The 19,304-nt window shown below is 40.6% G+C and carries 21 protein-coding genes; 18 read left to right on the plus strand and 3 right to left on the minus strand.

Annotation, left to right across the window (positions count from 1 at the left end; genetic code table 11):
* The first annotated feature begins 24 nt into the window (after nucleotides 1-24).
* The 16 genes from yedE to HMPREF3032_RS02805 all read left to right on the plus strand — a co-directional run bounded on the left by yedE (nucleotide 25) and on the right by HMPREF3032_RS02805 (nucleotide 13,712).
* Nucleotides 25-1,077, plus strand: a complete 1,053-nt coding sequence (gene yedE, locus HMPREF3032_RS02730; RefSeq protein WP_062401591.1) for a YedE family putative selenium transporter — start codon at nucleotides 25-27, stop codon at nucleotides 1,075-1,077.
* Nucleotides 1,078-1,095: 18 nt separating this feature from the next.
* Entirely contained in the window at nucleotides 1,096-1,299 is a 204-nt protein-coding gene (locus HMPREF3032_RS02735) for a sulfurtransferase TusA family protein (protein ID WP_062401594.1), read from the plus strand.
* A complete protein-coding gene (locus tag HMPREF3032_RS02740; protein ID WP_231723401.1) occupies nucleotides 1,268-1,549 on the plus strand; it encodes a putative Se/S carrier protein in 282 nt (93 codons plus the stop codon). Before HMPREF3032_RS02735 ends, HMPREF3032_RS02740 begins: the two co-directional genes overlap by 32 nt.
* Nucleotides 1,550-1,802: 253 nt before the next feature.
* A complete protein-coding gene (locus HMPREF3032_RS02745) occupies nucleotides 1,803-2,591 on the plus strand; it encodes an FAD binding domain-containing protein (protein ID WP_062401600.1) in 789 nt (262 codons plus the stop codon).
* Nucleotides 2,582-3,037, plus strand: coding sequence for a (2Fe-2S)-binding protein (locus HMPREF3032_RS02750; protein ID WP_009353384.1), 456 nt, complete (start codon nucleotides 2,582-2,584; stop codon nucleotides 3,035-3,037). The genes HMPREF3032_RS02745 and HMPREF3032_RS02750 overlap by 10 nt, the downstream gene beginning before the upstream one ends.
* Nucleotides 3,034-5,319 carry a xanthine dehydrogenase family protein molybdopterin-binding subunit gene (locus HMPREF3032_RS02755; protein ID WP_062401603.1) on the plus strand — a complete coding sequence of 762 codons (2,286 nt, stop codon included), beginning with the start codon at nucleotides 3,034-3,036 and terminating at the stop codon, nucleotides 5,317-5,319. Before HMPREF3032_RS02750 ends, HMPREF3032_RS02755 begins: the two co-directional genes overlap by 4 nt.
* A gap of 22 nt (nucleotides 5,320-5,341) precedes the next feature.
* Nucleotides 5,342-6,097, plus strand: coding sequence for a selenium cofactor biosynthesis protein YqeC (gene yqeC / locus HMPREF3032_RS02760; protein ID WP_062401606.1), 756 nt, complete (start codon nucleotides 5,342-5,344; stop codon nucleotides 6,095-6,097).
* Entirely contained in the window at nucleotides 6,088-6,741 is a 654-nt protein-coding gene (locus HMPREF3032_RS02765) for a nucleotidyltransferase family protein (RefSeq protein ID WP_062401609.1), read from the plus strand. The genes yqeC and HMPREF3032_RS02765 overlap by 10 nt, the downstream gene beginning before the upstream one ends.
* On the plus strand, nucleotides 6,716-7,519 hold the full coding sequence (yqeB, locus tag HMPREF3032_RS02770; RefSeq protein WP_062401612.1) for a selenium-dependent molybdenum cofactor biosynthesis protein YqeB: 804 nt from the start codon (nucleotides 6,716-6,718) through the stop codon (nucleotides 7,517-7,519). The genes HMPREF3032_RS02765 and yqeB overlap by 26 nt, the downstream gene beginning before the upstream one ends.
* Before the next feature lie 4 nt (nucleotides 7,520-7,523).
* Nucleotides 7,524-8,249 carry an XdhC family protein gene (locus tag HMPREF3032_RS02775; protein WP_009353437.1) on the plus strand — a complete coding sequence of 242 codons (726 nt, stop codon included), beginning with the start codon at nucleotides 7,524-7,526 and terminating at the stop codon, nucleotides 8,247-8,249.
* A complete protein-coding gene (locus HMPREF3032_RS02780; protein ID WP_062401615.1) occupies nucleotides 8,239-8,553 on the plus strand; it encodes an XdhC family protein in 315 nt (104 codons plus the stop codon). Before HMPREF3032_RS02775 ends, HMPREF3032_RS02780 begins: the two co-directional genes overlap by 11 nt.
* A 102-nt stretch (nucleotides 8,554-8,655) precedes the next feature.
* The gene (cdaA, locus tag HMPREF3032_RS02785) at nucleotides 8,656-9,483 is read left to right on the plus strand and encodes a diadenylate cyclase CdaA (RefSeq protein ID WP_009353264.1); all 828 of its coding nucleotides are present in this window, start codon (nucleotides 8,656-8,658) and stop codon (nucleotides 9,481-9,483) included.
* Nucleotides 9,484-9,566: 83 nt separating this feature from the next.
* Complete coding sequence (locus HMPREF3032_RS02790; protein ID WP_197413481.1) at nucleotides 9,567-10,409, plus strand: CdaR family protein; 843 nt, start codon at nucleotides 9,567-9,569, stop codon at nucleotides 10,407-10,409.
* A 9-nt stretch (nucleotides 10,410-10,418) separates the two neighbouring features.
* The gene (locus tag HMPREF3032_RS02795; protein WP_062401621.1) at nucleotides 10,419-12,032 is read left to right on the plus strand and encodes an NAD(P)/FAD-dependent oxidoreductase; all 1,614 of its coding nucleotides are present in this window, start codon (nucleotides 10,419-10,421) and stop codon (nucleotides 12,030-12,032) included.
* Entirely contained in the window at nucleotides 12,025-13,371 is a 1,347-nt protein-coding gene (glmM, locus tag HMPREF3032_RS02800) for a phosphoglucosamine mutase (RefSeq protein ID WP_062401625.1), read from the plus strand. Before HMPREF3032_RS02795 ends, glmM begins: the two co-directional genes overlap by 8 nt.
* On the plus strand, nucleotides 13,371-13,712 hold the full coding sequence (locus HMPREF3032_RS02805) for a hypothetical protein (RefSeq protein ID WP_062401628.1): 342 nt from the start codon (nucleotides 13,371-13,373) through the stop codon (nucleotides 13,710-13,712). The genes glmM and HMPREF3032_RS02805 overlap by 1 nt, the downstream gene beginning before the upstream one ends.
* A 137-nt stretch (nucleotides 13,713-13,849) precedes the next feature.
* Here HMPREF3032_RS02805 and HMPREF3032_RS02810 read toward each other — a convergent pair whose 3' ends face one another.
* Together HMPREF3032_RS02810 and HMPREF3032_RS02815 are read right to left on the minus strand one after the other, a co-directional pair.
* Entirely contained in the window at nucleotides 13,850-14,785 is a 936-nt protein-coding gene (locus HMPREF3032_RS02810; protein ID WP_062401631.1) for a hypothetical protein, read from the minus strand.
* Nucleotides 14,786-14,856: 71 nt separating this feature from the next.
* Nucleotides 14,857-15,753 carry a helix-turn-helix domain-containing protein gene (locus HMPREF3032_RS02815; RefSeq protein WP_062401634.1) on the minus strand — a complete coding sequence of 299 codons (897 nt, stop codon included), beginning with the start codon at nucleotides 15,751-15,753 and terminating at the stop codon, nucleotides 14,857-14,859.
* Between the two features lie 174 nt (nucleotides 15,754-15,927).
* On the opposite strand from HMPREF3032_RS02815, the gene HMPREF3032_RS02820 reads away from it, so the two are divergent.
* Together HMPREF3032_RS02820 and HMPREF3032_RS02825 are read left to right on the plus strand one after the other, a co-directional pair.
* Nucleotides 15,928-16,545, plus strand: a complete 618-nt coding sequence (locus HMPREF3032_RS02820) for a site-2 protease family protein (protein WP_126940391.1) — start codon at nucleotides 15,928-15,930, stop codon at nucleotides 16,543-16,545.
* 150 nt (nucleotides 16,546-16,695) lie between these two features.
* The gene (locus tag HMPREF3032_RS02825; RefSeq protein ID WP_062401641.1) at nucleotides 16,696-17,412 is read left to right on the plus strand and encodes a DUF4198 domain-containing protein; all 717 of its coding nucleotides are present in this window, start codon (nucleotides 16,696-16,698) and stop codon (nucleotides 17,410-17,412) included.
* A gap of 659 nt (nucleotides 17,413-18,071) precedes the next feature.
* Here HMPREF3032_RS02825 and HMPREF3032_RS02830 read toward each other — a convergent pair.
* Complete coding sequence (locus tag HMPREF3032_RS02830) at nucleotides 18,072-18,983, minus strand: Fic family protein (RefSeq protein ID WP_009353376.1); 912 nt, start codon at nucleotides 18,981-18,983, stop codon at nucleotides 18,072-18,074.
* Between the last annotated feature and the right edge of the window lie 321 nt (nucleotides 18,984-19,304).

Below are 19,304 nucleotides of genomic sequence, written 5' to 3' on the forward strand. Positions count from 1 at the left end.
GTAATGTTTAGCAGGAGAGGTACTATGAGTGTAATAAGTGAAAAGCAAAGAATTATTATTGCTGGATTAATTATTGGTGCGATTGCTAGTTTGTTAGTGCTAGCAGGAAACCCACAAAATATGGGTTTTTGTATTGCCTGTTTCATTCGTGATTCTGTAGGAGGCTTGGGTCTGCATAGAGCAGCACCAGTACAATACATTCGTCCAGAAATTATTGGATTAGTGTTAGGAGCCTTTTTATTATCTTGGTTCCGTGGAGAGCGATCTGCTAAAGGTGGTTCCGCTCCAGCAACACGATTTACCTTAGGGTTCTTTACTATGATTGGCTGTCTTATTTTCTTAGGATGTCCATTCCGTATGATTTTGCGCTTAGCAGGTGGTGACTGGAATGCAATCATGGGTCTATTAGGATTCACAGGTGGTATTGCAGTAGGCACAGTATTCTTAAAACGTGGATATTCCTTGGGTAGAACGTACATTGTATCTAAAATGGATTCCTATATTATGCCAGCAGCACAGGTGATTTTATTAGGTCTTGTGGTGGCAGCGCCAGCGTTCATTTTCTTTACTGAAAAAGGTCCAGGTGCCATTCATGCTCCATTGTGGATTTCTTTGGCAGCTGGTTTAGTAGTAGGTGGCTTGGCACAATATAGCCGTCTTTGTATGGTAGGTGGTATCCGAGATATCATTCTATTTAAAGAAACAAAATTAATTCTTGGTTTTATTGCGATTCTTGTAGCAGCGTTCCTAGTGAACATTTCTGTTGGTAATTTCCATCCTGGTTTTGTAAAACAACCAATTGCGCATACAGATGGATTGTGGAACTTCTTAGGTATGGCTTTGGCAGGTTTATGCTGTACATTAATGGGTGGTTGTCCATTGCGTCAATTAATCTTATCTGGTGAAGGTAACTCCGATTCCACAATTACAGTAGTGGGCCTAGCAGCAGGCGCAGCATTCGCACATAACTTTGGTTTAGCTGCATCTGGTACTGGAGTTCCAGTGGCGGGCCAAATTGCAGTAGGTGTAGGCTTTGTGATTGCCTTAGTTATTGCTGTTAAAAATATGCGTAAATAGGAAATTTAGGAGGTAACTATGATTGATGTGAGAGGACTATCTTGTCCAGAACCAGTTATTATGGTACAAAAAGCAATGGCATTAGGTGACAGTGAATATACTGTGCAATCTGACTCTAAAACAGCGGTAGAAAATATTACTCGATTTGTATTGGCTCAAGGTTATACAATCGTGTCTAAAGAAGAGAATGGTGAGTATATCATCACTATTACAAAACAATAATATGGAATATGTAGCAACGTTTTATTCTCACTTTGGGGCTATCCAATTTGAACAATTTTGTAAGCAAGCATCGATTGCGGTACACTTACAGCCTGTTCCACGTTGGCTTAGCTCATCATGTGGTACATGTGCAATTTTCCAAGTGGATCGATGCATTGTTGAAGACATTCCTGAAGATATTTTAGAAGATATAGAGCAGGTTGTAGAGAAACAAACAGAAGGATATAGAGAGATCTATAAAAGTAATTGAACATCTTGCAAATTATATCTCATATAAAATTGATATTAGGCATACATAAACTTAGTCTCGAATAATGATAGATTCATTGTAGTTCGAAGTAGTTTGTGTATGCCTATTTTTATAGTAATGATTGCGAGTAGCATATGATGTATATGGATTATGCATATATGGATGTTTAGTATCTGAGATAATTCATATGCCAAAATCTTCATATACATGGTACAATAAGGATATAGAAATGTTGGAGTCAGGAGGTATAAGTATGCTTATGTTTATGCAAGTGCAACAGCCTAAAACAGTAGAAGAGGCACATGCACTCATGGTGAAGCAAAAGATGGCACCTATTTTAGCAGGTGGTTGCTGGACACGATTGGGAAATCGTAAATGGCCTATGGTAATTGACTTGTCTGAATTAGGTCTCCGTTATATTGTAGAGGACGAAACGGAATACCGCATTGGTGCCATGGCTACACAACGAGATGTAGAGGTGTACGAACCATTTAAAACATTCTGTAGAGGAGTGCTCCCAAAAGCTGTGAAAGATATTTTAGGTGTTCAATTCCGCAGTATGGCTACCATGGGGGGATCGGTAGCAGCAAAGTTCGGTTTCTCTGATATTATTCCTGCCTTATTAGCATTACGAGCAGAAGTACGTTTGTTTGAAGCGGGCCGTATGCCGATAGAACAATATTTAACGTATGGAACAAGAGATTTATTACTTGAAATTATTGTGCCAAAACAAGAAGTACCCGTAGCGATTGAAGCATTACGGAAATCTACTTCAGATTTTCCTTATTTAACGGGATCTGCACGATTAGATAATCAAGGCTACTCGGTATATATTGGTTGTCGACCAGGTAAACCAGCGTTAGCTGCGAAATCTTGCCAGATTATTAACGAAAAAGGATTGGACGCTTTGGATGAAGCGGTAACCTTGATTCAAGAGGATTTATCCTTTCAAAGTAACTCACATGCAAGTGCAGAGTATCGCTTAGAGATGGCAAAAAACATGTTTAAACGATTGGTAAAAGAGGTGGCACAATGGAAATAATGTTACAAGTGAACGGAGTGAAACGAAATATTCTCATCGAAACGGATGAAATGTTATTAGAAACATTGCGTAACTTAGGCTTTTACAGTGTGCGTTGCGGCTGTGATACAACAAACTGCGGTTTATGCACTGTATGGGTAGATGGTGATCCTATATTATCTTGTGCATACCCTACATTCAGAGCTGTGGGTCATGAAATCACTACCTTAGAAGGTGTAGCAGAGGAAGCTGCAGAATTAGCGGATTGTTTGGCTGAAGAAGGGGCTGATCAATGTGGCTACTGTACAACCGGCATGATGATGAGTGCCATTGCATTAAGCCGTAAATACCCAAATGCTACTGATGAGGAAATTAAAGCTTACCTAAACAACAATTTATGCCGTTGTACTGGTTATGAATCGCATATGCGAGGAATTCGTAAATTTTTAGGAGGCAAAACACTATGAAACATTTAGGTCAAAGTTATAAAAAAACAGACTCCGCAACGATTTTAAGTGGTAAAGCCGCCTATACAGAAGATTTTATTCCATCCAATGCCTTATGTATTAAGATACTTCGCAGTCCTCATGCCTTTGCTAAAATTGTAGATATTAATATTGACGCCGCTTTAAAAGTACCTGGTGTGGAAGCAATTTATACTTATAAAGATGTACCGACAACACGATTTACCTTAGCTGGTCAAAGCTATCCAGAGCCATCTGCGTATGATATGTTGATTTTAGATCAAGTGGTTCGCTATGTGGGGGATGAAGTAGCAATAGTCGTGGCTGTGGATGAACGGACAGCATTGAAAGCTATGCCTCTCATCAAAGTAAAATATGAGGTCTATGAACCAGTCTTGGATATGCATACAGCTATCGATCATCCTAGCATCATTCACGCTGAAGATGACTTTCACTATAACTTCCCAGTAGGGGGAGATCCTAAGCGAAACATTGCTTGTTCCTATAGTCATGTAGTGGGTGATTTAGAAGCAGAATTGGCAAAATGTGATTATGTGGTAGAAGAGTCTTACTTTGACCAAGCTACCTTACAATCGGCGATGGAAACGTTTAGGACCTTTGCTACCATAGACCAATTTAATCGTCTTGTGATTACAAGTTCGACACAGGTGCCATTCCATATTCGTAGACATGTGGCGCATGCTTTGGGGCTTTCTGCGGCTCAAATTCGTGTTATCAAGCCTCGTATTGGCGGTGGTTTTGGATCTAAACAAACGGGTTGTACAGAAATGTTCCCAGCTTTTGTAACATGGAAATTAAAAAAACCATCCTATATCGTGTACGATCGTCACGAAGCGAATAACTGTTCCACTAGCCGACATGCAAGGGATTGGAAAGTTCGTGTAGGTGCCACAAAAGATGGTATTATCCAAGTTATTGACATGGTAGCTGTATCCGATGCAGGAGCACATGGTAGTCATGCGTTGACAACTTTCACAGCAGGAGAACATAAATCCTTGCCTCTATATAACAAAACGAAAGCGATTCGTTATGAATCTAATGTAGTGTACACAAACCATATGCCAGGCGGCGCGTTCCGTGGGTATGGCGCTACAGAAGCCTTGTGGCCGTTGGAGTGTGCCATTACGAAGTTGGCACATGCTATGGGTGTGGACGAAATTGATTTGCGCTTGAAAAATTTAATTGATGTAGGAGAAACTGCACAATCCTTCCATCCAGGAGAAGTGTTGGCATCTGGTCTATTGAAAGAAGCTATTCAAAAAGCGAAAGAAATGTCTAATTGGGATAATCGTCCAAAATCTTGGAAAATCGATGATCGCCATAGGGGCGGTTTAGGAGTAGCTCTTGCCTTCCAAGGATCGGGGATTGCCAATATTGACTCTGCCTCTGTAGAAGTGCGAATGCTTGATGATGGCACGTATATGTTATTTACTGGTTCTACAGATATGGGCCAAGGATCCAATACGGTATTGGCACAAATTGCTTGTGAAACTTTGGGCTGTCCCATGGATATGATGGTTGTCTATGAAGCAGATACTGACGTTGTACCATTCGATCCAGGCTCTTATGCATCGAGTACGACTTATGTGACAGGGACTGCTACGAAACTGGCTTGTGATGAGTTGAAAGAAAAAATCTTGCAAGAATTTGGTCGTATCTTAGAAGTGGATCCAAGTACACTTTCCTTTGATGGGGAAAAAGTGTGGACTGAAGATGGTTCTAAAACGATGACTACTAAAGAGTTAGCACCTAAACTTGTATCAGGCCCGAAAGGACATTACTTGAGCGGTATGGCTACTTGGGGCAGTCAAACATCTCCGCCTCCTTTCATGGTGGGCATTGCAGAGGTGAAAGTAGACCTTGAAACTGGTAAAGTAACGCCTGAAAACTACTATGCAGTGGTTGACTGTGGTACTGTTGTCAATAGAAACCTAGCTACTGTACAAACAGAAGGTGGTGTTGTGCAAGGTATCGGTATGGCATTATATGAAGAAATTCGCTATTCTTCTCGTGGTGTGTTAGAAACAAACAATTTCATGCATTATAAATTACCAACACGGCTAGATACTGGTAATGTTCATGTAGACTTTGTGGAATCCTATGAACCAACTGGTGCTTACGGTATCAAATCCATTGGGGAAGTTGTTATCAATACATCTTGTCCAGCTATTCAAGGGGCTATCTTGAACGCTACTGGAGCAGAGGTCACTACATTGCCAATGATTCCAGAACGTGTGTATATGGCATTACAAAAAAATAAGTAGAGTAAGCAATAGGAGAGTCAAGATGAGTGATAGGAAGTACTGGGAGTCCTTACTAGAACCTGGCATACTTGCTGTCGTAGGGGCTGGTGGCAAAACAACTGTTGTATCTAAACTAGGTGCTGTGGCAGTCAGTCTAGAGCGACCAGTAGTGGTAACGACTACAACAAAGATGGGATCTGAACAAGTGGCTCCTTGGAACCCCTACTATGGGGATGACCTAACACTTGGTGAAACTCATATAGAACAACAATTGGCACAAGGACGGATGGGTTCTTGGTTTCAATCCGTAGCAGGCCATAAGGTACTAGGATTAGATCCAGAGTTGCTAGATAGAGTACAAGAGCGTCATCCAGATTGGTCGATTATCATAGAGGCAGATGGAGCGAAAACTAAGTGGTTAAAAGCCCCTAAACCTCATGAACCAGTGATACCGACTAAAACGGCGACTACCATTGCAGTAGTGAATATGCAGGTGTTAGGCAAACCGCTCACAGAGGACTATGTACATCGCATAGAAGAAGTACAGGCTATCATGGAGATTCCATTAGGGGATAGGATAACTCCAGAAGGAGTTGTGAGACTGCTACGACACGAGCAAGGTGTCTTTCAATATGCTCGGGGGAAACGAATCGTATTCTGTACAGGTTGTGATACGGTGGATTCAACAGTGGTGGATGCATTTTTACAAGCTTTGCAATCCCTTTCATTGCACAAAGTGGTGTTGGCTAATGGATATCGTGAAAATTGTTGTATACAAAGGATACTAACATGGCAATAGGATGTGTATTATTAGGGGCTGGACAATCGAAACGTATGGGATGTGCTAAGCAATTGTTGACCTATCAAGGACATACCTTACTAGAGAGTGCCCTCTCGAAGTATAGCAGGATACAACCTCTAGCGGTGGTTATTGATCCATGTATGGGTGTGGAGGATATGGTGTATAAGGTGCAGGGGATTCCTGTGCCTAATGAGCATCCACAATGGGGGCAGGGTACATCTATCCGATTAGGAGTAGAGGCCTTATTGCAATGGGAACATACACAGAAAGAACGTTTAGAGGCAATCGTATGTGGTGTGATTGACCAACCTCTATTGAATGTGCAAGTCATTGACGACTTGTGTAACACTTTCAGAGACATTGGCGACGAGAAAGCTATTGTACAGCCACAGTATGGACCGAACCAAGAACGAGGTAATCCCGTAGTATTTGGGAGATATTGGGCGGATGCATTACGCTTAATTCCTGGAGATATGGGAGGGCGTGTCATTTTGAGAGGTGAAGGAGCTCCTCATGTTACATATGTATGGCTTGAAAGGCAATGCACTATGCATAGTGGTATAGATGTTGATACGAAAGAAGACTATGACCGTATTGTGAGCGAAGGAGGACGTTATGAAACCAATGATTCTCATCCGTAGTGGTGGAGATGTGGCATCTGGCGCTATTTATCGATTGTGGCGAGCAGGGTATCCTGTGGTGATTAATGAAATTGCGATTCCTACCATGATTCGTAGAGAAGTGTCCTATGGGAATGCAGTGCATCGAGGGGAAATGATCTTAGAGCGATTGCGATCACGTCATGTACCCTTACAAGATGTAGCGAAATTATTAGCTAGTCGGGAAGCAATTCCTGTGGTCACTGAGCCTTATGAAACAGTACTAACCACGATGAAGCCAACTATTGTAGTAGATGCCATTTTGGCGAAGCGAAATGTGGGAACTCAAAAAAGTGATGCTCCTTTAGTCATTGCATGCGGTCCCGGATTCAATGCTGGCAAGGATGTGCATGTTGTAGTTGAAACTATGCGTGGTCATACCTTAGGACGATGTATTTATGAAGGTCCAGCTTTAGCCAATACGGGGATTCCTGGCAATGTGGGAGGCTATACTCATGAACGAGTGATAAAGTCCCCAACGGAAGGTCTATTTGTAGCGAAAAGTCATATTGGAGATCAAGTAGAGGCGGGTTCTATCATAGGCTATGTAGAGGATGTACCAGTGCATGCAAAAATTAAAGGTACTTTACGAGGTATCTTAGCCTCTAATATATTAGTAACGAAAGGCTTTAAATTAGCGGATGTGGACGCACGATGTGAAGAGAGCCATTGCTTTACTATATCAGATAAAGCATTAGCTGTCGGCGGTGGTGTGATGGAGGCCATCACTGCTTGGGAATATGAGCAGATAAAGGAGTAGTACCATGAATCTGATTGATATTGCGCAAGAACGTATGGCAAAGGATGAATCATCGTTGATTGTAACGATTTTATCTGGAGAGCGACAAGGCGATAAAGTGATGTATAGCCATACTGGTGACGTGGTGTATGGCAATGCTATTGAAGGCTTTACAGTACCTCAAAGAATAGAACCACAATTATTTTCTGTTGAAGATATGGAATGTTTCCTACAACCAGTAGAAAAAGATCCAGAAGTCCTCATACTAGGGGCTGGTCACGTAAGCCGTTGTGTGGCTGACCAATTTTTATTCATTGGTTGTGGCGTTACCGTAGTGGATGACCGAGCGGAATACTTACAAGAACACTTTTTTGATTCTCGTGTAAAACGAGTGCATTTAGATTTTAAATCATTAAAGGATAATTTGAATCTTCATGCCTATACAGGCATAGTGGTAGTCACTAGAGCTCATGAGTTCGATAGTATATGCTTGCACCAAGTGCGTCATGTGTTGCCAACTTATGTAGGTGTGATGGGCAGTCAAAAACGCATTTTCCATGCTTTTGAAGTGTTGAAAGAAGAAGGTTGGACACAGCAAGAGCTAGATATGTTATATGGTCCTATTGGATTAGATTTAGGAGCCCAAACTCCAGAAGAGATAGCACTATCCATCGTAGCAGAATACATGGCGGTGTCCTATCGTAAACAAGGCGGTTTTTTATCGAAAAAGAGGTATGCACATGAAGTATGAGTTTATAGAATATCTACAACAACATAAGCAAGATACATTGGCAGTGACAACGATTTTAAAAACTCATGGCTCCACACCACGCAAAGCGGGTACTACTATGATTGTGCATCCTGATGGATCTATCTTTGGCACCATTGGTGGTGGCCGTGCGGAAAATGAAATTCGTTTGAGTGCGGTAGATGCATTAAAAAAGAAAGAACGTTTTCGTCGTATTTATGTGGATTTGAACGATGATGTGGCGATTAAAGAAGGTATGGTCTGTGGCGGTAACATGGACGTACTCATCGAAACTTACCATGTATAACCAATAGGTTTACTAGAAAAAAATACCAATATAGGATACAATAAAAGGGTACATGCATGAGCATGTACCCTTATTTGTATTAGAAAGGATAGGAGATATTCTATGCTGTTTCAATTACAAACTACATTAGCCACATTGCGGTTCTTAGATATCGTAGATATTATATTTGTAGCGACGCTATTTTATTGGTTATATCGTCTAGTTAAAAATACAAGAGCCTTAGGCTTATTAAAAGGCTTGGGTGTGTTAGTTGTTCTTAATATTGTGGCACACTTCATGGGTTTGCATACCATAAGTTGGATTATGCAACAAAGTGTGGCAGTCCTTATGATTGCGTTACCTATTGTATTTCAGCCAGAATTACGACGTCTCTTGGAACAATTGGGTAGTGGTACTGGATTTTTCTCATCCCGTACTAAAATTTCTAAAGAAGAGCTCACATCCATTGTGAAAGAAGTAGTTATTGCTTGCCGTAGTATGTCTCGTCGCAAGATAGGGGCTCTCATGGTCTTTGAAAGAAACATGAAGTTAGATGTATTATCCATGCAGGGGACTCGTATCGATGGACTTGTGACCAGTGAACTACTGATGAATCTGTTTTATCCGAAATCTCCTCTTCATGATGGAGCGGTTATTATTCGTAACGGTCGTATTGAGACTGCCGCAAGCTTACTTCCAGTAAGTCAAAATCGTGATGTGAGTAAAGAATTGGGTACACGACACCGTTCAGCCTTGGGGCAAAGTGAAGAAAGTGATGCCTTAGTGGTAGTGGTTAGCGAAGAGACGGGACAAATTTCTTATGCCTTAGGAGGGCAGATTCACCGTGGTGTCACAGAAGATACGTTGCGCACAGTTATGTTGTCCTTATTGGAGCCAACACCAAGTGCAGTCAGCTCTTTACTTAAGATAAAACGAGGTGAATCGAAATGATGCATTGGATAGTAGGATTAAAACATAATTGGGGAATGAAATTATTTTGCTTATTTTGCGCTATAGGCATGTGGGTGTATGTCATGAAGGATCAAAACCCTATCATTGAAATGACCTATACCGTACCAGTACAAGTGCAAAACTTGGATCCCAACTATTTAGTAGAAGGTGTACCTACGGAAGTGCGTGTCCATTTACGAGGACCTCGCAATGCTATCTTTGATATTAATCCGTCTGTACTGAAAGCCTATGTAAATTTAAAGAATGCTCATGTAGGGCAGGAAAATATAGCCATTAACTTTACAGCACCTACAGGGACTTTCATTGACAGTATGACCCCTGAAAATGTAACCGTTACGGTGGATGAATATATGGTAAAAGAATTGCAAGTGCAGGCACAACCATTGGGGACAGTGCCTAATGACATTGCCATTAAAGAGTCTAAAATTATGCCTACGACGGTAACTATTGCGGGGCCAGCTCACCTTGTGAGCAAGGCTACCTATGCGGTAATTCGGATTAATTTAGATAAACATCGTGAAAGCTTTACTGAAGTAGGGGAAATTTTGCCAGTAGATACATCTGGAAATGTGGTAGAAGGTCTTACTGTTACACCAAAGGGAGCTCAAATTCAATATGATTTAGAGCGTATTAGAATGGAGAAAAAAGTACCTGTTCAACCCAGTGTAGTAGGTAATGTACCAGTTGGATATACAGTGAAACGAGTGGTAGTGGAACCAAAAGAATTGACGATTGTAGGAAAAGAATCTATTTTAAATGGTATTGATGGAGTGAAAACCATTGATATTCCAGTCAATGGCGCTACAGGTAGTTTTACGGGGAACTATAGCTTTGTATTACCAGAAGGTGTGACTACGTCGACAGACCGAGTTGTAGTAAAAGTAGAAATAGAACCTCATATGTAGGAGATTGTCATGTTACGTATCATAAATTTTCGGATACCCGTACAAGATGCTGAACGGTTAGAAGAATTATTGATTAAAAAATATAGCCCTTTACAAGGACGTATTACAGCGATTCATGTGGTACGACGGGCTGTGGATGCGAGAAAGAAACCGCATATTACTTTTGTGTACACTATGTTCTTAGAAGTAGACCAAGAACAGCAATTGATGAAAAAATTAAGTCGGTATAAAGATATTACTTTGATGGAACCTGAAATGCCGGAACCTATTGTGCGTGGTACTATGCCTATGCAACATCGACCAGTAGTGGTAGGTTTTGGACCGGCGGGCATGCTAGCGGCCTTTTACTTAGCGCGAGAAGGGTATCGTCCTATCGTGTTAGAACGAGGTCAAGATGTAGACCAGCGTACGTTAGATGTAGAACAGTTTTGGAAAGAAGGTATTTTCAAACCTGAATCGAATGTACAGTTTGGTGAAGGTGGAGCAGGTACCTTTTCAGACGGTAAATTAACCACTCGTGTAACCCATCCAAGACTTCATGAGATTGCTACGTACTTTGTAGAATTTGGAGCTCCTGAAGAAATTTTATATAAACATAAACCTCATGTAGGAACAGATATTTTGCGCCATATGGTAAAAGCTATGAGACAGCAGATTATTGCATGGGGTGGAGAAGTTCGATTTGGTGCGCAAGTCACAGATATTGAGGTACAAGACCAAGCTGTCACTAGTGTTGTCATTAATGGAACAGAACGAATCTCTGCAGATATTGTGATGTTAGGAGTTGGTCATAGTGCGCGCGATACCTATCGTATGCTCTATGATAGAGGTGTTCATTTAGAAGGAAAATCCTTTGCTATCGGTGTTCGTATCGAGCATGATCAAGATGTGATCGATACGTCACAATATGGAGTGCATCCAGCAGATATTGGCTTAGGAGCAGCAGAGTACTCTTTGGTATATCACGATAAAGAACAAGATCGTTCTTGCTATAGTTTTTGTATGTGCCCAGGGGGACAAGTCGTTGCCAGTGCTTCTGAAGTAGGTGGTGTTGTTACCAATGGTATGAGTTTATACGCTCGTGACAGTGGGATTGCGAATAGCGCGTTGGTGGTCACGGTAGGTCCTCGAGACTTTGGAGATCATCCATTAGCTGGGGTGGACTTTCAACGAAAGTGGGAAGAACAAGCTTTTATCGTAGGAGGTCGAAATTACCATGCTCCAATTCAGACGGTAGGGCATTTCCTAGGTCGTACAGAGACAAATGATGTACAACGTAAGGCATATAGCTATGAACCTGGTGTGACACCAGCAGATATTCGTCAATGCTTGCCGGAGTATGTGACGAATACATTAGCGGAGGCGTTGCCATATTTTGGGAGACGCATACAAGGTTTTGATGCGGACCATGTGTGTATGACTGGGGTGGAAACACGAACATCAGCACCGCTTCGCATCGTGCGAGACGAAAATAGACTTTCACAGTCTACGAAGGGATTATATCCCATCGGGGAAGGTGCAGGATATGCAGGAGGCATCATGAGTGCCGCCTTAGATGGGGCAGAAACTGCCATACTAATTATGAATACATATGGCCCTTTGAAAGGAGATCATCATGAGTAGATTATTCGGTACAGATGGGGTACGAGGTTTAGTTAATGAATTTTTAACGCCAGAGTTGGCCTATCATTTAGGTCGTGCAGCGGCGTCTTACTTTGGACAATCCGTTGATCGTCCAACCTTCTTAATTGGACGTGACACACGTATATCGGGAGGTATGCTAGAGAATGCCTTAGCCTCTGGTATTTGCGCTGTAGGTGGAGATGTGATTATTTTAGGAGAAGCACCGACACCAGCGATTGCCTATTTAGTGCGTCAGAAAGGATGTACTGCAGGGGTTGTCATTTCTGCATCCCATAATCCGTATCCAGATAATGGTATTAAATTCTTCGACGGTAATGGATTTAAATTGCCAGATGCTGTAGAAGATGAAATTGAAAAATTATGTACAGCTAGTGCAGACGATTGCTTGCCACGACCAACAAAAGGTGATATTGGTCAAATCTTCTACCATCAAGACTGGGTGGAAGAATATGTAAACTTCGTAGTATCCACTAGTGATATGCTAACTGGTTTGAAAGTAGTCTATGACGGAGCCCATGGGGCAGCTTCTTATGTGGGGCCTAAGATCCTTCGCCAATTAGGAGCAGAGGTAGTTGCTATCAATGTAACACCAACCGGTACAAATATTAACGATAATGCAGGGTCTACTCATTTAGAGGGCTTACAAGAGGCAGTGCTAAGAGAAGGCGCTCAGGTTGGTATTGCCAATGATGGTGATGCAGATCGTTGTTTAATGGTTGATGAAAAAGGCCAAGTCTTAGACGGTGACCAAATTATGTTGCTTTGCGGTTTACACTTGAAAGAGCAAGGTAAATTGAAAGAGAACATGATTGTAGGCACAGTGATGAGCAATATCGGATTCCATAAGGCGGCTAAAGAATTGGGTATGCAAACATGTAGCACTGCTGTGGGAGACCGTTATGTGTTGGAAAAAATGCTAGCTGAAGGCTATTCTATTGGTGGGGAACAATCGGGACATGTCATCTTTTTAGATTACAACAGTACTGGTGATGGTTTATTGACAGCGGTACAAACCTTGTCCATAATGAAAGAAAAAGGAAAATCCCTATCGGAACTAGCTGGTTTGATGACGAAGTACCCACAATTGTTGGTGAATGTACGCGTCTTAACTAAAGCAGGTTGGGAAACGAATACAGCCATCCAAGATGTTATTCGTGAAGCAGAAGAAGAACTGGGTGCTAATGGTCGTATCTTAGTGCGTCCATCTGGTACTGAGCCATTGATTCGCGTTATGGCGGAAGGTCCGGAGCAAGAACAATTGGATGAATTATGCCATCGTATTGGACATGTAATCCGCATTGAACAAGGAGAAGCCTAATGTTTCGGTTAGTGACGGATGAAGAAACCTATGAACAGGGAACTTGGCACGATGTAGAGAAGGTATTACATCAAATTGTAGCAGATGAGCGTGTCTTTTTTAGCTTGTTTTGGGATAGCCCTAAGGAAAGTTGCAAATTTGCACAAGCTATTATGGATGAAGATCATCCAGATCAATTAAATCTGGAAATCGCTTTAGATATCGATGGATATAATCATATGTATGTAAAACGATATGTCACTACAAAGTGGTGTATAGACACTTTACAATCCATGGATAGAGAGAGTCGTATACCAGATCTTACGGATTGGGAGTTCGTTGGAGCATTTCCACAAGGATAGACTTTTTATATATACAAAAAGAGGAAAGTTGATAATTTTTAATCAACTTTCCTCTATTTTATTAATGGGCTATTTTGTTACAGTCCTATTGTATTGGGAACTAGTTTGTTATAGCTTTTTCATGGTTTAGTTATAGATTATTCTGCAATCGGTGCTTGTAATAATTGATTGCCTGTATCCATGCCAACTGGAGCAGGACTTACCAAATATAAACAAAGCACGATGAGGATGGTTAAACCGATGATTAACCAAGAGAATTTACCAGACTTACTGAATCCGTAGTATCCAAACATGCGGATACCGAAGGCACAACCAACGGCAGCAATTAAGGAAGCCAAGGAGAATTGGTTTTCCAGTACAAACAGAACCATGGTACCAGCAAAAGCACCGATTACTGTGACCATAGGCACAATGCGATCAAATGGAGATAGGAAATTTCGTTTTACCCCATGAATATAGGAGGAGATTTCCAATCCGAATAGACCTAATAGTAAGGATAAGGATGGCCAAATAGCAGTCCAGGATTGACGCATAGCATAGCGATTAGCCCCTGCATAGTAAGCAAACCAAGTTAAGCCCAACATGGCAATACCTACCAAAAGGAAGTACCATGTATCAGGAATATGACGGTATGATAAGACACCAACAATAGTCCAACCAGCCGCAAGTAAGGAGGAAACTCCAATTTGTCGTAGGCTAGGACGCTCTGCTTGTGGAATGCGTTTGTATAAGGCTGCACCTAATTCCAAGATAAAGAAGAAAATAAATAAACCGATAGATAAGTGCGGAGATACGAGACTTAATCCAAAAGAGATAACAAGAGGGATCGCTAACTTCCAACCTGGAAAGAAGGTCAACTCTTTAAAATCTAATCGTACATCCTGTGTTTCTAAGGTGAATGTATTATACAAAGTGAATGTCAACATAAATGACACAACTTCTACTGGTGTAGCACCCCAATATAATAGGGTCGGTACCAGTAAGAATGAGATGGTAATCCCCGTAAACCGGGAGATAAACGCTGCTACGATACCTATCGTAAAGTAAGGTAGTAGGGCAAAGATATACTCCATGATGAACTCCTTTTCAAATAATGATAGACTTACTTTTAGTATACGTTACTTTAGAGCGCATAGCAAGGATATCAATGGATAGATTTTTCTTTAGGTAATATATCTTTTACAATGCGACGAATCGTTTCTGGATGGCATCCGTAATGGGTGGCAATTTCAGCTATGGAAAGTCCTTCTCGTTGGTGGAAGGTCTGTATAGCATGGGCGAAGTCGCGGATACGTCGTGCTTTTTGATAGACCCCATGACGGATTAATAGATTACGAATAGTATGATACTTAGTCTGATAGGTGCTCGCTAATTGTTGTAAGGAGGTACCTTGTACATAGTCAGAAATAATGGAGTATGTAGGAAGTTGATCTTTATTCCCACGTAATATAATCCCTTGTTCTCGTAATCTCGAGGCAATGGTAGAGGCTTTGACATCATATAGTTTACCAATATGAATGGTAGAGAGTTTGTGTTGTGTATAGAGATGACAAATATCATCGATAGGTAAGTCAATGCGTTTCATACTATTTCGAAGAGGAATACCATGACGTTGTAAGATATGAATAATCGTAGAAGGTGCCACCTGTAATTCTCGACCAATCATGGCGGCACTAGATCCTTTATCGTAGGATTCTAGGATATAGGAGATAGGTAATGCTGTTAGGGAAGAACTAGGGCGAGGTTCTTTTAGGTGCCATTCATGTAAACGGCTATAGATGGTTCGAGAGGACACATGAAAGTGCTGGGCGATGGCGTTGATGGATGTACCATTTGTATAGAGTGCAATTAGTTCTTCTTTGGGAATGCAGGGAGTTCTATTGTGAAAAGGAATCTCATAGTCTCGTAGGCGTTGACAAATAGTGCTTTGACTGCAGTGTAATTGCTTGGCAATAGTGCTTGTGCTTATGTGTTTCGTCACATATAAGTGGTATAGTAATTCATAAGGAATGGGAATAATGAACTTTTTTTGCTGCCTCATAAGATGCCTCCTTGTGAAAGATAGATTACTTTCAGTATGCATAGAATGAAGCATGTTGTCCACTCACTGGTAGGAGGGTGTGTGACTGGTAGGAAATTTTCTATCACCTATGGAGGAAGGAGACGACTATCGTGTATAATAAAAGGAACAGTTTTAATGATAGAAGGAGATACTATGAAAGATATGATTCATTATATTGCGATGCTACCAGCTATCGCTATTGCTATATCTATATTTAACTATGCTCAGGCGAAGATGGCCATCCACCTAGGGGATACGACACCGAGACAATGGGGGCGAGATACAATCAATCCCTTTGCTCATATTGATTTACTTGGTATTTTGGTGATGCTCATTGCTAGCGTGGGGTGGAGTAAACCAATTCCATTTTCACCGTATCACTTTAAAAATCCACGGACTGGGATGATACAAATTGCTTTAGCAGGTCTAGGCGCTAATATTTTAGTGGCATTCTTAGCCTATGCTGGTATGTCTGTGGCTATGCAAGTCAGCACAGTAAGCACTGGTTTACAAATGGTTATGTCCTATATTGTGACCTTGTGCATAGGCTTTGGGGTCTTTAACATGTTACCAGTACCAGGCTTTATTGGATTTTATGTGCTACTGCAATATTTGCCTTATGAGTGGCAAGAAAAACTGTTAGGCGCTCAGTTGTGGTTCTTTATCGGTATTTTGGTGTTGGGACAATTTGGATTCTTAGGAGCTATCATCCGTCCAGTATTTGCAGTGATTTTAGGTATTTTTGAAAGTATAGTTCAGTTGATTCTATAACAGAATAGTATGCGTTTTTTGTATATATAGATAGTTATTGTATTTGGTTATAGAAATAATTCATAATTAAAAATAAATCTTGCTAGTCATTCTCAGAAGGTGTAGAATAAAAGCGTTATAAATTTTATATTTCATAGGAGGGTATCCATCATGAAAAAAAGTAAGTTAGCAATTCTTGCATTAGCTTTAGTAGGTGCAGTTTCTGTAGGTGCAAATGCGTCTGCTCATGGCGTGTGGTTTGCAGAACGTATTGATCAACCAACATTGGTATTAGGAGAAGGCCCTGTAGATAACGGATATATGCCATCTATGGTAAAGAGTTTTGAAGCTTATGATGTAGCGTATAATCCATTGGACTTAAAAGTGATTCCTCATGAGCACAATGTAACTATCGAAAAAAATGAAATGTTAGGCACAACAGCAACTACATTTGACTATGGTTACTTTACAAAAGATAAAGACGGTAAAACGCATAGAGCTATGATGAAAGATGTACCAAATGCGGTAAAATCCACTCATGCAGTAAAATACAATGTAAACTACTGGAATGCAGCAGTAAAACCTGAACGTTTGAATATGCCAATCGAAATCGTTCCAAGTGTTAACCCATTGACATTGCGTAAAGGCGACACTTATGAAATCCAAGTGTTCAAAGATGGCATGCCTTATGCTAACGCTCCATTGATCAAAGACGTTCTCAACGACTTGACTAATGAAAGCCAAGCTGACGCGCAAGGTAAAGCAATGGTTACAGTAGCTGCTAACGGCGTGAACGTAGTAGGCGTAGAAGTAGCATTCCCAACTGAAACAAAAGGAGAACAAACTAAATACTTCTCTAGCTTGTCCTTTACAATTCAACCCGAGTAAAACGTCTCTTGCGATGCTATGAAAACTTGTGGCACGCATTGAGTGGTTAAATGAACGAGCGCAACACATTCCTCCACAAACTGATCCTACGGTAGGTTTGCTCCGGAATATGTTGCGCTCGTTTTGTATTTGTGTAATTCAGTCAATATGGGTGCCACAAGTTTTCTACGCGTAACTGCGTTCCTCAGGGGATGTTGTTTGTTCGGGGGCACACCGTGCTCTTTTTTTTGTTTGTCCTATTTAGTCAGTATGATCGGCCACAAGTTTTCTACTCATCACTGTGTTCCTTAAGGAAAATCAAATCATAATATAAACGATTTGATAAATTTTGTGATATAATAAGTTTATAGAAGGGTCGCCGACGTGAGTTGGGCTCATCTCTTCCTAATATGGGAGGAGGTGGTACTATGACGAAGTATGAAAAGATTAGCTTAATCATTTCTATTTTGACATTGGTAGTTAACATCATTGCCTTATATAAGTAAGCAATGAAAACGCCTAACGTAAAAGAGGTCTCTCATACCTCAACACGTTAGGCATCATCACATTTTTTAGTTGCTTGAGATGAGCCTAACGCCTCAGACACGTTGATGGCTCTTCTTTTTTATATGTATATTCTAGCATACTTCTAGAAAAAATACTACCTGTATCTACGTACTTTAGTGTGGAATCTCAAGGTATTCCAATAGACGTTTGATCGTGTCTTGTCCATCGTAACAGGTATCGATGAGGTATCCTGGTTCACGTAAAAATTCTGTTAAGCCTCGATAATAAAAATATTTTTTGCTATCTTCGATGATAAAGGGGATTAGATTGTGTTTTAGACACTCTTTAAAGGCAATGAGTCTACCTACTCGGCCGTTTCCATCTTGAAATGGATGGATGCGTTCGAAACGGAAATGAAATTCCAGGATATCTTCAAATGAAATATGTTGTTTGCTGGTATACCATGTTAGTAAATTTTGTATATCTCCTGCTACTTGCTCAGGTTTTGAGGTTTCTATGCCACCGACTACATTCGGTCGTGTTTTGTAGTTTCCTACTTTGAACCAAGGAAGTCTTTCGTCTTTAGTATTATTTTTTAATAGATAGTGAAGGTGTTTGATGTTTTCTTCTGTGAGAGGATCTTCTGCGATATCAATGCAGTAATCGATGGCTCTGAAGTGGTTGACGGTTTCGATAATATCATCAACGGACAGACTTTCATCTCCGTGGATCGTGTTCGTTTCAAAGATATGTCTAGTTTGCTCTTCGTTCAACTTACTGCCTTCTATGTGGTTGGAGTTATAGGTCATGCGCACTTGCAGTTCATGGTAAAGTCCACCGGAGATTCCATGCTCTTTTTCTTCTCGCAACTGTTTAAGGATGGGGTTGTCAGACTCTAGTGTGTAGAGATCTGTTGGGGAACAAGAAAAGTACTCACATAACTTGCGTATGACTGAGGGTGAAAGTCTTTCACCTTTAGAAATTTTTGCGATAGTTCTTGAAGACATGTGAAGTAATTGCGTTAAGTGAGATTTGTGTAGGTTATGTTCTTGTAATAGACGGAGTAATCCTTGATAATTATACATATGGCACCTCTTTCATCTTTACTTATCATATAAAAAACAGGATAAAAAGTAAAGATTTAAGAAAAAAAGTAAAGATATACGTTTAATAAGTAAAGGATAATGAAAGATTGGACGATAATTTATTCTCAAGCTCCTGAAAGCTATCCCGTACTTGATGAGCAAATCTTGCTAGCTATATTATTCTATCGATTAAAGAGTTTAATTCCTGAAATTTACGGGAATTAAACTCTTTTGCTTTGTGAAGGAAAACTGAAAATATCGGATTTGATAAATATAGTAAATGCAGCCTTTCTTGATAAAAATGAGTCAAAAAAATCTCAA

This window comes from Veillonella sp. DNF00869, from assembly GCF_001553345.1.
Classification (GTDB): domain Bacteria; phylum Bacillota; class Negativicutes; order Veillonellales; family Veillonellaceae; genus F0422.